This is a genomic window from Amycolatopsis sp. cmx-4-83 (genome assembly GCF_046548815.1).
Classification (GTDB): Bacteria; Actinomycetota; Actinomycetes; order Mycobacteriales; family Pseudonocardiaceae; genus Amycolatopsis; species Amycolatopsis pretoriensis_A.
Map to the genome: position 1 here is coordinate 476,957 of NZ_JAEBEF010000001.1, position 13,102 is coordinate 490,058.

21 protein-coding genes are annotated in these 13,102 nt (G+C 67.4%); all 21 read left to right on the forward strand.

Annotated features, from left to right (window positions below; genetic code table 11):
* The first annotated feature begins 103 nt into the window (after positions 1–103).
* The 21 genes from ACLJQM_RS02455 (at position 104) to rpsH (ending at position 13,089) form a co-directional block, all read left to right on the forward strand.
* Entirely contained in the window at positions 104–259 is a 156-nt protein-coding gene (locus tag ACLJQM_RS02455) for a hypothetical protein (protein ID WP_086857727.1), read from the forward strand.
* 701 nt (positions 260–960) lie between these two features.
* A complete protein-coding gene (rpsL, locus tag ACLJQM_RS02460; RefSeq protein ID WP_003102113.1) occupies positions 961–1,335 on the forward strand; it encodes a 30S ribosomal protein S12 in 375 nt (124 codons plus the stop codon).
* Positions 1,335–1,805, forward strand: coding sequence for a 30S ribosomal protein S7 (gene rpsG / locus ACLJQM_RS02465; RefSeq protein ID WP_003102106.1), 471 nt, complete (start codon positions 1,335–1,337; stop codon positions 1,803–1,805). Before rpsL ends, rpsG begins: the two co-directional genes overlap by 1 nt.
* 74 nt (positions 1,806–1,879) lie before the next feature.
* Positions 1,880–3,979: an elongation factor G gene (gene fusA, locus ACLJQM_RS02470; protein ID WP_247015097.1), complete on the forward strand. Its 2,100-nt coding sequence runs from the start codon at positions 1,880–1,882 to the stop codon at positions 3,977–3,979.
* Between the two features lie 132 nt (positions 3,980–4,111).
* Positions 4,112–5,305: an elongation factor Tu gene (tuf, locus tag ACLJQM_RS02475; protein WP_247015095.1), complete on the forward strand. Its 1,194-nt coding sequence runs from the start codon at positions 4,112–4,114 to the stop codon at positions 5,303–5,305.
* Positions 5,306–5,726: 421 nt separating this feature from the next.
* Positions 5,727–6,032, forward strand: a complete 306-nt coding sequence (rpsJ, locus tag ACLJQM_RS02480) for a 30S ribosomal protein S10 (protein WP_003102098.1) — start codon at positions 5,727–5,729, stop codon at positions 6,030–6,032.
* Between the two features lie 34 nt (positions 6,033–6,066).
* The gene (rplC, locus tag ACLJQM_RS02485; protein ID WP_247015093.1) at positions 6,067–6,723 is read left to right on the forward strand and encodes a 50S ribosomal protein L3; all 657 of its coding nucleotides are present in this window, start codon (positions 6,067–6,069) and stop codon (positions 6,721–6,723) included.
* Entirely contained in the window at positions 6,720–7,409 is a 690-nt protein-coding gene (gene rplD, locus ACLJQM_RS02490) for a 50S ribosomal protein L4 (protein WP_247015090.1), read from the forward strand. The genes rplC and rplD overlap by 4 nt, the downstream gene beginning before the upstream one ends.
* A complete protein-coding gene (rplW, locus tag ACLJQM_RS02495) occupies positions 7,406–7,717 on the forward strand; it encodes a 50S ribosomal protein L23 (protein ID WP_003102087.1) in 312 nt (103 codons plus the stop codon). The genes rplD and rplW overlap by 4 nt, the downstream gene beginning before the upstream one ends.
* 15 nt (positions 7,718–7,732) lie before the next feature.
* Positions 7,733–8,569 (forward strand): 50S ribosomal protein L2, encoded by an 837-nt coding sequence (gene rplB / locus ACLJQM_RS02500; RefSeq protein WP_360768211.1) that lies wholly within the window; start codon positions 7,733–7,735, stop codon positions 8,567–8,569.
* 17 nt (positions 8,570–8,586) lie between these two features.
* Positions 8,587–8,868: a 30S ribosomal protein S19 gene (gene rpsS / locus ACLJQM_RS02505; RefSeq protein ID WP_003102083.1), complete on the forward strand. Its 282-nt coding sequence runs from the start codon at positions 8,587–8,589 to the stop codon at positions 8,866–8,868.
* 31 nt (positions 8,869–8,899) lie between these two features.
* A complete protein-coding gene (gene rplV, locus ACLJQM_RS02510) occupies positions 8,900–9,316 on the forward strand; it encodes a 50S ribosomal protein L22 (protein ID WP_247015088.1) in 417 nt (138 codons plus the stop codon).
* Complete coding sequence (gene rpsC, locus ACLJQM_RS02515) at positions 9,316–10,143, forward strand: 30S ribosomal protein S3 (protein ID WP_086857324.1); 828 nt, start codon at positions 9,316–9,318, stop codon at positions 10,141–10,143. Before rplV ends, rpsC begins: the two co-directional genes overlap by 1 nt.
* 3 nt (positions 10,144–10,146) lie before the next feature.
* Complete coding sequence (rplP, locus tag ACLJQM_RS02520) at positions 10,147–10,566, forward strand: 50S ribosomal protein L16 (protein ID WP_004558864.1); 420 nt, start codon at positions 10,147–10,149, stop codon at positions 10,564–10,566.
* Positions 10,566–10,811, forward strand: coding sequence for a 50S ribosomal protein L29 (gene rpmC, locus ACLJQM_RS02525; RefSeq protein ID WP_086675500.1), 246 nt, complete (start codon positions 10,566–10,568; stop codon positions 10,809–10,811). The genes rplP and rpmC overlap by 1 nt, the downstream gene beginning before the upstream one ends.
* On the forward strand, positions 10,808–11,086 hold the full coding sequence (rpsQ, locus tag ACLJQM_RS02530; protein ID WP_247015086.1) for a 30S ribosomal protein S17: 279 nt from the start codon (positions 10,808–10,810) through the stop codon (positions 11,084–11,086). Before rpmC ends, rpsQ begins: the two co-directional genes overlap by 4 nt.
* Before the next feature lie 78 nt (positions 11,087–11,164).
* On the forward strand, positions 11,165–11,533 hold the full coding sequence (gene rplN, locus ACLJQM_RS02535) for a 50S ribosomal protein L14 (RefSeq protein WP_004558867.1): 369 nt from the start codon (positions 11,165–11,167) through the stop codon (positions 11,531–11,533).
* On the forward strand, positions 11,533–11,847 hold the full coding sequence (rplX, locus tag ACLJQM_RS02540; protein WP_086857322.1) for a 50S ribosomal protein L24: 315 nt from the start codon (positions 11,533–11,535) through the stop codon (positions 11,845–11,847). The genes rplN and rplX overlap by 1 nt, the downstream gene beginning before the upstream one ends.
* Positions 11,847–12,410: a 50S ribosomal protein L5 gene (rplE, locus tag ACLJQM_RS02545; RefSeq protein WP_247015084.1), complete on the forward strand. Its 564-nt coding sequence runs from the start codon at positions 11,847–11,849 to the stop codon at positions 12,408–12,410. Before rplX ends, rplE begins: the two co-directional genes overlap by 1 nt.
* Positions 12,411–12,414: 4 nt before the next feature.
* Positions 12,415–12,600 carry a type Z 30S ribosomal protein S14 gene (locus ACLJQM_RS02550; protein ID WP_004558870.1) on the forward strand — a complete coding sequence of 62 codons (186 nt, stop codon included), beginning with the start codon at positions 12,415–12,417 and terminating at the stop codon, positions 12,598–12,600.
* A gap of 90 nt (positions 12,601–12,690) precedes the next feature.
* Positions 12,691–13,089, forward strand: coding sequence for a 30S ribosomal protein S8 (gene rpsH, locus ACLJQM_RS02555; RefSeq protein WP_103342413.1), 399 nt, complete (start codon positions 12,691–12,693; stop codon positions 13,087–13,089).
* Positions 13,090–13,102: the final 13 nt, after the last annotated feature.

Here is a 13,102-nt window from a genome sequence, read left to right on the forward strand (position 1 = left end):
TGACGCACGGAACGGCCGATCCGATCCCACTGCGTCACCCGGTCGGGTAATGGGTAGGTTTCCGGCCGCAAGGGGAAGCAGGGATGAACGCTAGGAGTGTGTGATGACCAGCACCGAAGGGGCCGGCCGGCCCGACGAGGAGCCGAAGTCGACCGGGAGCCACGCGGCACCCGAGGGGGCGGGGGTGCACCCGCTGATCGACCTCTCGCGGGACCCGAACCCGGGCAAGCCGGACCACGCGAAGCCCGACGAAGACTGACGCACCGCGCGCCCGGACCGAGCCGCCCGCGGTGCCGTGAACGACTCGTTCACCTCGTCCGGCGACGTGAACGGGTCGTTCACGTCGCCGGACGAAGGGCGAGCTCCGGGCTCCGGTCGCGGAGTGGTCCGGGCAGCGACCGCCGAGGGGGGCGGTTCGCGGCCCGGCCGCGGCTGACGTGCGGCCCTGCTGCCCGTGCATCGCCGGGAACCGGGAGCGGCACGACCGCCGGCGCCCGCGTCTTGCCGGGACCGGAGCGCCGCGGGAGGGGGAGCGCCTGTCCGCGCGGCCCCTGGAACATCCCGGGGGTCACCCGCGTTGAGAACACTGTCGGCGGGAGAAGCGCGAGCCGGGAAGTGCGGCCGCCGCACCGGGGTGACCGGACTCCGGAACATCCCCCGGCCGGGCGGTGCCGAGAGGTAGGCTGAACGTTCGCCGACCTTCAGACCCCCCGCCGCGCTCCGTCCGGATCCGGGCGGGTATCTTTGGAGACCGTGCCCGGCATGCGTCGGGCCGCTCCGCGTGCCGTGCGGCATGGGCGGGGTGCTCAGGCACCCGGTCACCGGCTTCGGCAGGTCGGGGTTCCGACGGAAATCCCTCCGGGAAGTTACCGGTCGTCAGACCGTGACGCGGGCCGACACGCCCGACCGCGGGGGCCGGTGAAGACACGAAGAAGCAGATCACGACAGGAAGCTGGTCCATTGCCCACGATCCAGCAGCTGGTCCGCAAGGGCCGCCAGGACAAGGCTGCCAAGCAGAAGACCGCGGCCCTCAAGGGGAGCCCGCAGCGGCGCGGCGTGTGCACCCGCGTGTACACGACCACCCCCAAGAAGCCGAACTCGGCGCTGCGCAAGGTCGCGCGTGTGAAGCTGACCAGCGGCATCGAGGTCACCGCCTACATCCCCGGTGAGGGCCACAACCTGCAGGAGCACTCGATGGTGCTCGTGCGCGGTGGTCGTGTGAAGGACCTTCCGGGTGTCCGTTACAAGATCATCCGCGGTTCGCTCGACACGCAGGGTGTCAAGAACCGCAAGCAGGCGCGCAGCCGGTACGGCGCGAAGAAGGAGAAGAGCTAATGCCCCGCAAGGGTCCGGCCCCGAAGCGGCCGCTGATCTCCGACCCCGTCTACGCCTCCCCGCTGGTCACCCAGCTGGTGAACAAGGTGCTGAAGGACGGGAAGCGGTCCCTGGCCGAGCGCATCGTCTACGGCGCGCTCGAAGGCGCTCGCGAGAAGACGGGCACCGACCCCGTCGTCACGCTGAAGCGCGCCCTCGACAACGTGAAGCCCACCATCGAGGTGAAGAGCCGCCGCGTCGGTGGCGCCACCTACCAGGTGCCGATCGAGGTCAAGCCGGGCCGCTCCACCACCCTGGCGCTGCGCTGGCTGGTCTCCTTCTCGCAGGCTCGCCGCGAGAAGACGATGATCGAGCGCCTGCAGAACGAGCTCCTGGACGCTTCCAACGGCCTCGGTGCCTCCGTGAAGCGTCGCGAGGACACGCACAAGATGGCCGAGTCCAACCGGGCCTTCGCGCACTACCGCTGGTAAGTAGTTCGGCATCGCCGCCCGTCTTCTGGGCCAGCCATGCCGGGCCCCAAGCTTGAGAACAGGGGAACACTCTCGTGGCACGTGAAGTGCTGACCGACCTGAACAAGGTCCGCAACATCGGCATCATGGCCCACATCGACGCCGGCAAGACGACCACCACCGAGCGGATCCTGTTCTACACCGGGGTCAACTACAAGATCGGTGAAGTCCACGACGGCGCCGCCACCATGGACTGGATGGAGGAGGAGCAGAAGCGGGGCATCACCATCACCTCGGCTGCGACCACCACCTTCTGGGACGACCACCAGATCAACATCATCGACACCCCGGGCCACGTCGACTTCACCGTCGAGGTGGAGCGCAACCTCCGGGTGCTCGACGGTGCGGTCGCCGTCTTCGACGGCAAGGAAGGCGTCGAGCCGCAGTCCGAGCAGGTCTGGCGGCAGGCGGACAAGTACGACGTCCCGCGCATCTGCTTCGTCAACAAGATGGACAAGCTCGGTGCGGACTTCTACTACACCGTGAAGACCATCGTCGAGCGCCTCGGTGTCCGGCCGCTGGTCATCCAGCTGCCGATCGGCGCCGAGAACGACTTCGAAGGCGTCGTCGACCTGGTCCGCATGAAGGCGCTGACCTGGCGCGGCGAGGTCCAGAAGGGCGAGGACTACTCCGTCGAGGAGATCCCCGCCGAGCTGGCCGAGCTGGCCGCGGAGTACCGCGAGAAGCTCGTCGAGACCGTCGCCGAGGCGGACGACGCGCTGATGGAGAAGTTCCTCGAGGGTGAGGAGCTCACGGAAGCCGAGATCAAGTCCGGCATCCGCAAGCTCACCATCAGCAGCCAGGTCTTCCCGGTGCTGGCCGGTTCCGCGTTCAAGAACAAGGGCGTGCAGCCCATGCTCGACGCGGTCATCGACTACCTGCCGACCCCGCTGGACGTCCCGGCCGTCGAGGGCCTGCTGCCCGACGGCGAGACCGTGGCGTCCCGCAAGGCGTCGGTCGACGAGCCGTTCGCCGCGCTCGCGTTCAAGATCGCCGCGCACCCGTTCTTCGGCAAGCTGACCTACATCCGGGTCTACTCGGGCAAGGTCGCCGCCGGGGCGCAGGTCGTCAACGCGACCAAGGAGCGCAAGGAGCGCATCGGGAAGATCTTCCAGATGCACTCCAACAAGGAGAACCCGGTCGACGACGCCCAGGTCGGCCACATCTACGCGGTCATCGGGCTGAAGGACACCACCACGGGTGACACCCTGGCGGACCCGCAGAACCCGATCGTGCTGGAGTCGATGACGTTCCCCGAGCCGGTCATCCGGGTCGCGATCGAACCGAAGACGAAGGCCGACCAGGAGAAGCTGTCCCTGGCGATCCAGAAGCTGGCCGAAGAGGACCCGACGTTCCAGGTCAAGCTGGACGAGGACACCGGCCAGACGATCATCGCGGGCATGGGCGAGCTGCACCTCGAGGTGCTGGTGAACCGGATGAAGTCCGACTACAAGGTCGAGGCGAACATCGGCAAGCCGCAGGTCGCCTACCGTGAGACGATCAAGAAGACGGTCGACAAGCTCGACTACGTCCACAAGAAGCAGACCGGTGGTTCCGGCCAGTTCGCGAAGGTCATCGTGAAGCTGGAGCCGCTCGAGCGCACCGACGGCGCGCTCTACGAGTTCGACAACAAGGTGTCCGGTGGCCGCGTGCCGCGGGAGTACATCCCGTCGGTGGACGCCGGCGCCCAGGACGCGATGCAGTACGGCGTCCTGGCCGGCTACCCGCTCGTCGGGTTGAAGTTCACCCTGTTGGACGGTGCCTACCACGAGGTCGACTCTTCGGAGATGGCGTTCAAGATCGCCGGTTCCATGGCGATGAAGGAAGCCGCGAAGAAGGCCCAACCCGTGATCCTGGAGCCGATGATGGCGGTCGAGGTGACCACGCCCGAGGACTACATGGGTGACGTCATCGGTGACCTCAACTCCCGTCGTGGTCAGATCCAGGCCATGGAGGAGCGGGCGGGTATCCGCGTCGTGAAGGCGCTGGTCCCGCTGTCGGAGATGTTCGGCTACGTCGGTGACCTCCGGTCCCGCACCCAGGGCCGGGCGAACTACTCCATGTTGTTCGACTCCTACGCCGAGGTTCCCGCGAACGTCGCGAAGGAAATCATCGCGAAGGCGACGGGGGAGTAACTCCTCCCCCCAGCGCTCGCGGGCATTAAGGGACTCTCCTGAACGTCCGCAGCACCGACGAAGGAACATTCAGCGGGCGGCAGCCACGCCGCCCGCTGAGCACGAAGCAAATCAGTCCAGGAGGACATTCCAGTGGCGAAGGCGAAATTCGAGCGGACCAAGCCGCACGTCAACATCGGCACCATCGGCCACGTTGACCACGGCAAGACGACTCTGACCGCGGCGATCACCAAGGTGCTGCACGACAAGTACCCGGAGCTGAACGAGTCGCGGGCGTTCGACCAGATCGACAACGCGCCGGAAGAGAAGCAGCGCGGCATCACGATCAACATCTCGCACGTCGAGTACCAGACCGAGAAGCGTCACTACGCGCACGTCGACGCCCCCGGTCACGCGGACTACATCAAGAACATGATCACCGGTGCGGCGCAGATGGACGGCGCGATCCTCGTGGTCGCGGCGACCGACGGCCCGATGCCGCAGACGCGTGAGCACGTGCTGCTCGCCCGTCAGGTCGGCGTGCCCTACATCGTGGTCGCGCTGAACAAGGCCGACATGGTCGACGACGAGGAGATCCTGGAGCTCGTCGAGCTCGAGGTCCGCGAGCTGCTGTCCTCGCAGGAGTTCCCCGGCGACGACGCCCCGGTCGTGCGCGTGTCCGGTCTCAAGGCCCTCGAGGGCGACGAGAAGTGGGCCGACGCCGTTCTCGAGCTGATGAGCGCGGTCGACAACAACGTGCCGGACCCGGTGCGCGAGCTCGACAAGCCGTTCCTGATGCCGATCGAAGACGTCTTCACCATCACCGGTCGTGGCACCGTGGTGACCGGTCGCGTCGAGCGCGGCCAGATCAACGTCAACGAAGAGGTCGAGATCGTGGGTATCCGCGAGAAGTCGACCAAGACCACCGTCACCGGTGTCGAGATGTTCCGCAAGCTGCTCGACTCGGGCCAGGCGGGCGACAACGTCGGCCTCCTCGTCCGCGGCATCAAGCGCGAGGACGTCGAGCGCGGCCAGGTCGTCGTGAAGCCGGGTACCACCACCCCGCACACCGACTTCGAGGGCCGGGTCTACATCCTGTCGAAGGACGAGGGTGGCCGTCACACCCCGTTCTTCAACAACTACCGCCCGCAGTTCTACTTCCGCACCACCGACGTGACCGGCGTCGTGACCCTCCCCGAGGGCACCGAGATGGTCATGCCGGGCGACAACACCGACATCACGGTCGCGCTGATCCAGCCGGTCGCGATGGACGAGGGTCTGCGCTTCGCCATCCGCGAGGGTGGCCGGACCGTCGGCGCCGGCCAGGTCACCAAGATCAACAAGTGATTCGACGCCCCGGCCGGGGGTAATACACCCCCGGCTCAGGGGCGTCAAATCACGTGTGCGACACTATTCGGGTTGCTCGTCCTGGGGCGGCCGATCCACGTCGGAGTTTTCTCCACGAGGGTCCGGCCGCCCTGGCGCGAGTGGCCACGGTCCGCCGAGCCTCTTCCTTCGGGTAGGCGAGCGGGCAAAGGCGGTGAGACGGCGTTCTTGCAAAAGGGCAGCCGGCTCATAGCCTCCTCACGTTGAGGAAGACCAGGCAAGACGACGATCCCGCGGGATCCGTCTGTGCGTCGGGCGCGACACGCCCGACCGCGTGGACCGGGGACAGGGCCGTTGAACTGCGGAAACCCAGCCAGGGTGGCGACATCCGGGCGGGGTTTGTGAGATAGCGGCACGAGACGACAAGGAACGAGCAGCCACCATGGCGGGACAGAAGATCCGCATCCGGCTCAAGGCCTACGACCACGAGGCGATCGACACCTCGGCGCGCAAGATCGTGGAGACGGTCACGCGCACCGGCGCCCGTGTTGTCGGGCCGGTGCCGCTGCCCACCGAGAAGAACGTTTACTGCGTCATCCGCTCGCCGCACAAGTACAAGGACTCGCGCGAGCACTTCGAGATGCGCACGCACAAGCGTCTGATCGACATCCTCGACCCGACGCCGAAGACGGTCGACGCGCTCATGCGCATCGACCTGCCGGCGAGCGTCGACGTCAACATCCAGTAGTAGCGGCGGGCGAGCGGCGGAGAGTAAGAGACTCATGTCTGACAGGCAGATGAAGGGCATCCTGGGCACCAAGCTCGGCATGACCCAGGTCTTCGACGAACAGAACCGGGTTGTCCCGGTCACCGTCGTGAAGGCCGGTCCGAACGTGGTCACCCAGGTTCGGACGCAGGACAAGGACGGCTACGGGGCCGTGCAGCTGGCGTTCGGCGCGGTCGACCCGCGCAAGGTGAACAAGCCGCGCACCGGCCACTTCGACAAGGCGGGCGTGACGCCGCGCCGGTTCCTCGCCGAGCTGCGCACCACGGACGCCGAGACCTACGAGGTCGGCCAGGAGATCACCGCCGAGGTGTTCGCCGCCGGCGTCGAGGTCGACGTGACCGGGACCAGCAAGGGCAAGGGCTACGCGGGCGTCATGAAGCGCCACGGTTTCAAGGGCCAGGGCGCGAGCCACGGTGCCCAGGCCGTGCACCGCAAGCCGGGTTCGATCGGTGGCTGCGCCACCCCCGGCCGCGTCTTCAAGGGCCTGCGCATGGCAGGCCGGATGGGCAACGACCGGGTCACCACGCAGAACCTGACCGTGCACGCCGTGCGTGCCGAGGACGGCCTGCTGCTGATCAAGGGCGCCGTGCCCGGTCCCAAGGGCGGCCTGCTGTTCGTGCGCAGCGCCGCGAAGGGTGGTAACTCCGAATGACAAGCGTCGAGCTGAAGACCCCGGCCGGTAAAGCCGACGGCACCGTGGACCTCCCCGAGGAGATCTTCGACGTGCAGGCCAATGTCGCGCTGATGCACCAGGTGGTGGTGGCCCAGCAGGCCGCCGCGCGCCAGGGCACGCACGACACGAAGACCCGTGGTGAGGTCTCCGGTGGCGGCAAGAAGCCGTACCGGCAGAAGGGCACCGGCCGTGCCCGCCAGGGTTCGACCCGCGCGCCGCAGTTCGTCGGCGGTGGCGTCGTCCACGGCCCCACGCCGCGTGACTACTCCCAGCGCACCCCGAAGAAGATGAAGGCCGCCGCTCTGCGTGGCGCTCTCTCCGACCGGGCCCGCGCCGGCCAGCTGCACGTCGTGACCGAACTGGTGACCGGCGAGAAGCCGAACACCAAGGCCGCCAAGTCCGCCCTCGCCGCCGTCACGGCCGCGAAGCGCGTGCTCGTGGTGCTGCACCGGGACGACGAGCTGAGCTGGGTTTCGCTGCGGAACCTGCCCGAGGTGCACATCCTCTGGGCCGACCAGCTCAACACCTACGACGTGCTGGTCAACGACGACGTCGTGTTCACCAAGGCCGCGTACGACGTGTTCGTCGCCGGCCCCGCCCGCGGCAAGACCGTCAAGGCTTCCGCGCGGTCGGGCGAGGTCACGGAAGGGAGTGACGAGAAGTGAGTTCGGTCGCCATTCCGGACCCCCGCGACATCCTGCTCGCGCCGGTCATCTCCGAGAAGTCCTACGGGCTGCTCGAGGACCACAAGTACACGTTCATCGTCCGCCCGGACGCCAACAAGACCCAGATCAAGATCGCGGTCGAGAAGGTGTTCGGCGTCAAGGTGGTCAGCGTCAACACGGCCAACCGTCAGGGCAAGCGGAAGCGGACTCGCGCGGGCTTCGGCAAGCGCAAGGACACCAAGCGCGCCATCGTGACTCTTTCGCCCGAGAGCAAGGCGATCGAGATCTTCGGCGGACCCACCGCGTAAAGGACTGAGCTGACAATGGGCATCCGCAAGTACAAGCCGACGACCCCGGGTCGTCGCGGTTCGAGCGTCTCGGACTTCGCCGAGATCACCCGCTCCACCCCGGAGAAGTCGCTGCTTCGTCCGCTGAGCGGTTCGGGCGGTCGCAACTCGTCCGGCAAGATCACCACCCGGCACAAGGGTGGCGGCCACAAGCGCGCGTACCGAGTCATCGACTTCCGTCGCAACGACAAGGACGGCATCCCCGCCAAGGTCGCGCACATCGAGTACGACCCCAACCGGTCGGCTCGCATCGCGCTGCTGCACTACGCCGACGGCGAGAAGCGCTACATCATCGCGCCGGAGAAGCTGAAGCAGGGCGACACCGTCGAGAACGGCCCCCGGGCCGACATCAAGCCGGGCAACAACCTGCCGCTGCGCAACATCCCGGTCGGCACCGTGATCCACGCGATCGAGCTCCGCCCCGGTGGCGGCGCGAAGATGGCGCGGTCCGCGGGCGCGAAGGTGCAGCTCGTCGCCAAGGACGGTCCGTACGCCCAGCTGCGTCTCCCCTCGGGTGAGATCCGCAACGTGGACGTGCGCAACCGCGCCACGGTCGGCGAGGTCGGCAACTCCGACCACGCCAACATCAACTGGGGCAAGGCCGGCCGCAACCGCTGGCGCGGCAAGCGCCCCACGGTCCGCGGTGTCGTCATGAACCCGGTCGACCACCCGCACGGTGGTGGTGAGGGTAAGACCTCCGGTGGTCGCCACCCGGTCAACCCGAACGGCAAGCCCGAGGGTCGTACGCGCCGGCGCAAGCCGAGCGACGCCCTCATCGTCCGCCGCCGCCGCACCGGCAAGAACAAGCGCTGAGCAGGGAGGTAGAAGCAATGCCACGCAGCCTTAAGAAGGGCCCGTTCGTGGACGACCACCTGCTCAAGAAGGTGGACGCGCTGAACGAATCGGGCAAGAAGACGGTCATCAAGACCTGGTCGCGCCGCTCGACGATCATCCCGGACTTCCTGGGTCACACGATCGCCGTGCACGACGGCCGCAAGCACGTCCCGGTGTTCGTCACCGAGGCCATGGTGGGTCACAAGCTGGGCGAATTCGCCCCGACGCGGACCTTCAAGGGCCACATCAAGGACGACCGCAAGTCGCGCCGCCGCTGAGCGGGCACGAAACCAGACAAGGGAAGTAGCGATGAACGCCCAGAACGACGCGACGGTCGAGGCCCTGCCTACGGCTTACGCGCGGGCTCGCTTCGTCCGGGACTCGCCGACCAAGGTGCGCCGGGTGATCGAGCTCATCAAGGGACGTAGCGCCGCCGACGCCTTGGCCGTGCTCCGGTTCGCCCCGCAGGCGGCCAGCGAGCCGGTCGCGAAGGTGCTCGCCAGCGCCGTGGCCAACGCCGAGAACAACCTTCAGCTGGACCCGGACACCCTCTGGGTCAAGAACGCGTACGCCGACGAGGGCCCGACCCTCAAGCGCATCCGGCCGCGGGCCCAGGGCCGTGCGTACCGGATCCGCAAGCGGACCAGCCACATCACCGTCGAGGTGGAGTCGCGTCCGGCCGTCACGCAGAAGGCGCAGAGCAAGAAGAAGGCAGGTGGCCGGTAGTGGGCCAGAAGATCAACCCGCACGGTTTCCGCCTGGGTATCACCACGGACTGGAAGTCGCGCTGGTACGCCGACAAGCAGTACGCCGAGTACGTGGCCGAGGACGTCAAGATCCGCAAGCTGCTGGCGACGGGCATGGAGCGCGCCGGCATCTCCAAGGTCGAGATCGAGCGCACCCGTGACCGCGTCCGCGTCGACATCCACACCGCCCGGCCGGGCATCGTCATCGGCCGCCGCGGCGCGGAGGCCGACCGGATCCGCGGCGCGCTGGAGAAGCTGACCAAGAAGCAGGTCCAGCTGAACATCCTCGAGGTCAAGAACCCCGAGGCCGACGCCCAGCTGGTCGCCCAGGCGGTCGCGGAGCAGCTCTCCAACCGCGTGGCGTTCCGCCGCGCGATGCGGAAGGCGATCCAGACCTCCATGCGCTCGCCGCAGGTCAAGGGCATCCGCGTGCAGTGCGGCGGTCGTCTCGGCGGTGCCGAGATGTCCCGCTCCGAGCACTACCGCGATGGCCGCGTCCCGCTGCACACGCTGCGCGCCGACATCGACTACGGCTTCTTCGAGGCCAAGACGACGTTCGGTCGCATCGGCGTCAAGGTGTGGATCTACAAGGGTGAGCTCGTCGGTGGCCTGAAGGCCCGCGAAGCCCGTGACGCCGCCGAGCGCGCGCCGCGTCGCGAGCGCAGCGACCGGCCGTCCCGCCCGCGTCGTTCCGGCGCGTCGGGCACCACGGCGACCTCGACCGAAGCCGGTCGGGCCGCCGCTGCCGCCACGACCGAGGCCCCGGCGGCCCCGGCCACCGAGACCGCAGAAAAGACGGAGGGCTGAGACGTGCTCATCCCGCGCAGGGTCAAGCACCGGAAGCAGCACTCCCCGAAGCGCCACGGCGCCGCCAAGGGTGGCACGAAGGTCAGCTTCGGCGAGTACGGCATCCAGGCGCTTGAGCACAGCTACGTGACGAACCGGCAGATCGAGTCCGCTCGTATCGCCATGACCCGTCACATCAAGCGTGGTGGCAAGGTGTGGACGACCATCTACCCGGACCGCCCGCTGACGAAGAAGCCGGCCGAGACCCGCATGGGTTCCGGTAAGGGTTCGCCCGAGTGGTGGATCGCCAACGTGAAGCCGGGCCGCGTGATGTTCGAGATCTCGTTCCCGAACGAGGAGACCGCCCGTGAGGCGCTCCGCCGCGCGATCCACAAGCTGCCCATGAAGTGCCGCATCGTGACCCGTGAAGGTGGTGAGTTCTGATGGCGAACGCTGGTGCTCTGGCATCGGAGCTGCGTGAGCTCACCGCGGAAGAGCTCGTCCTGCGTCTGAAGGAATACAAGGAGGAGCTCTTCAACCTCCGCTTCCAGATGGCGACCGGGCAGCTCGACAACAACCGCCGTCTGCGCACCGTCCGCACGGACATCGCGCGGATCTACACGGTCATGCGCGAGCGCGAACTCGGCCTGTCCGTTGCCCCCGACGCCGAGAGTGAAGGTGCCGCATGAGCGAGCCCACCACCGAGACGCCGGCCCGGAACGACCGCAAGGTCCGCGAGGGCTACGTCGTCTCGGACAAGATGAACAAGACGATCGTGGTCGAGCTCGAGGACCGCAAGAAGCACCCCCGTTACTCGAAGGTCGTCCGCTCCACCTCCAAGGTGAAGGTGCACGACGAGAACAACGAGGCGGGCGTGGGCGACCGGGTCACCCTGATGGAGACCCGCCCGCTGTCGGCTTCGAAGCGGTGGCGCCTCGTGCAGATCGTGGAGAAGGCCAAGTAAGCAGGGCTCTTTCGAGAGTTCTTAGTTCCGCAAGGCTCGCTCGTCGGGCGAGAACCGGCGCGACATACAGGAGTTGACGTGATCCAGCAGGAGTCGCGGCTTCGGGTAGCCGACAACACGGGTGCGAAGGAAATCCTCTGCATCCGCGTTCTCGGTGGTTCCGGGCGGCGCTACGCCGGCATCGGCGACATCATCGTCGCCACCGTGAAGGACGCCATCCCGGCCGCCGGGGTGAAGAAGGGCGACGTCGTCAAGGCCGTCATCGTCCGCACGGTCAAGGAGCGTCGTCGTCCGGACGGTTCCTACATCCGGTTCGACGAGAACGCCGCCGTGCTCATCAAGAACGACAACGAGCCCCGCGGCACCCGCATCTTCGGCCCGGTGGGCCGCGAGCTGCGCGACCGAAAGTTCATGAAGATCATTTCGCTCGCGCCGGAGGTGCTGTGATGAAGGTGAAGAAGGGCGACACGGTCGTCGTCATCGCCGGCAAGGACAAGGGCGCCAAGGGCAAGGTCATCCAGGCCTACCCCGAGCGCGACCGCGTGCTGGTCGAGGGCGTGAACCGGATCAAGAAGCACACGCGGATCAGCCAGACCCAGCGCGGCGCGCAGTCCGGCGGCATCGTCACGCAGGAGGCGCCCATCCACGTCTCGAACGTGATGGTCGTCGACTCGGACGGCAAGCCGTCACGGGTGGGTTACCGCATCGGCGAGGACGGCAAGAAGGTCCGGATCTCGCGCCGGAACGGTAAGGACATCTGATGACCACCGCAGAGAAGGTCGCGCCGCGCCTCAAGGTGCGCTACCGCGAAGAGATCAAGGGCCAGCTGCAGGCGGAGTTCTCCTTCGCCAACGTCCACCAGATCCCGGGCGTCGTGAAGGTCGTCGTGAACATGGGTGTCGGCGACGCCGCCCGTGACAGCAAGCTGATCGAGGGTGCGGTCAAGGACCTCGCCCTGATCACCGGTCAGAAGCCCGAGGTCCGGAAGGCCCGCAAGTCCATCGCGCAGTTCAAGCTGCGCGAGGGCCAGCCGATCGGCGCGCGCGTCACGCTGCGCGGCGACCGGATGTGGGAGTTCCTCGACCGGCTGCTGACCATCGCGCTGCCGCGTATCCGCGACTTCCGCGGGCTTTCGCCGAAGCAGTTCGACGGCCACGGCAACTACACGTTCGGTCTCAACGAGCAGTCGATGTTCCACGAGATCGACCCCGACTCCATCGACCGCCCGCGCGGCATGGACGTCACCGTCGTCACGACCGCCACGAACGACGACGAGGGCCGGGCGCTGCTGCGCAAGCTCGGCTTCCCGTTCAAGGAGAACTGAGCCGATGGCCAAGAAAGCACTGGTTCACAAGGCCGCGAAGAAGCCGAAGTTCGCCGTGCGCGCCTACACCCGCTGCCAGCGGTGCGGCCGCCCGCACGCCGTGTTCCGCAAGTTCGGGCTCTGCCGGATCTGCCTTCGCGAGATGGCGCACGCGGGCGAGCTGCCCGGCGTCCGCAAGTCCAGCTGGTAAGAGCTTTTTTTAACTCCCACTTCGCCACAGGCCCTGCCGCCCGGATACCGGGCGGCGGGGAACCAGGGCGAGAAAGGTTGACAGGTCACCATGACGATGACCGACCCCATCGCAGACTTCTTGACGCGTCTGCGTAACGCGAACTCGGCGTACCACGACGAGGTCAAGCTCCCGCACTCGAAGCTCAAGGCGAACATCGCCGAGATCCTCAAGCGCGAGGGTTACATCGCGGGTTACCACGACGAGCCGGGCGAGAAGCACAAGAACCTCGTCGTCGAGCTCAAGTACGGCCCCAACCGTGAGCGGAGCATCGCCGGCCTCCGGCGCGTCTCCAAGCCCGGTCTGCGGATCTACGCCAAATCGACCGAACTGCCGTCCGTGCTCGGCGGCCTGGGCATCGCGATCATCTCGACGTCCGGTGGCCTGCAGACGGACCGTCAGGCCAAGCGAAACAGCGTGGGCGGCGAAGTCCTCGCCTACGTCTGGTAAGGGAAGGGGTACA

What these genes read in the sequence shown, in the direction of transcription:
- ACLJQM_RS02455 (WP_086857727.1), top strand. Translation starts at nt 104, where the DNA reads ATGACCAGCACCGAAGGGGCCGGCCGGCCCGACGAGGAGCCGAAGTCG.
- rpsG (WP_003102106.1), top strand. Translation starts at nt 1,335, where the DNA reads ATGCCCCGCAAGGGTCCGGCCCCGAAGCGGCCGCTGATCTCCGACCCC.
- rpsJ (WP_003102098.1), top strand. Translation starts at nt 5,727, where the DNA reads ATGGCGGGACAGAAGATCCGCATCCGGCTCAAGGCCTACGACCACGAG.
- rplC (WP_247015093.1), top strand. Translation starts at nt 6,067, where the DNA reads ATGTCTGACAGGCAGATGAAGGGCATCCTGGGCACCAAGCTCGGCATG.
- rplD (WP_247015090.1), top strand. Translation starts at nt 6,720, where the DNA reads ATGACAAGCGTCGAGCTGAAGACCCCGGCCGGTAAAGCCGACGGCACC.
- rplB (WP_360768211.1), top strand. Translation starts at nt 7,733, where the DNA reads ATGGGCATCCGCAAGTACAAGCCGACGACCCCGGGTCGTCGCGGTTCG.
- rpsS (WP_003102083.1), top strand. Translation starts at nt 8,587, where the DNA reads ATGCCACGCAGCCTTAAGAAGGGCCCGTTCGTGGACGACCACCTGCTC.
- rplV (WP_247015088.1), top strand. Translation starts at nt 8,900, where the DNA reads ATGAACGCCCAGAACGACGCGACGGTCGAGGCCCTGCCTACGGCTTAC.
- rpmC (WP_086675500.1), top strand. Translation starts at nt 10,566, where the DNA reads ATGGCGAACGCTGGTGCTCTGGCATCGGAGCTGCGTGAGCTCACCGCG.
- rpsQ (WP_247015086.1), top strand. Translation starts at nt 10,808, where the DNA reads ATGAGCGAGCCCACCACCGAGACGCCGGCCCGGAACGACCGCAAGGTC.
- rplX (WP_086857322.1), top strand. Translation starts at nt 11,533, where the DNA reads ATGAAGGTGAAGAAGGGCGACACGGTCGTCGTCATCGCCGGCAAGGAC.
- rplE (WP_247015084.1), top strand. Translation starts at nt 11,847, where the DNA reads ATGACCACCGCAGAGAAGGTCGCGCCGCGCCTCAAGGTGCGCTACCGC.
- ACLJQM_RS02550 (WP_004558870.1), top strand. Translation starts at nt 12,415, where the DNA reads ATGGCCAAGAAAGCACTGGTTCACAAGGCCGCGAAGAAGCCGAAGTTC.
- rpsH (WP_103342413.1), top strand. Translation starts at nt 12,691, where the DNA reads ATGACGATGACCGACCCCATCGCAGACTTCTTGACGCGTCTGCGTAAC.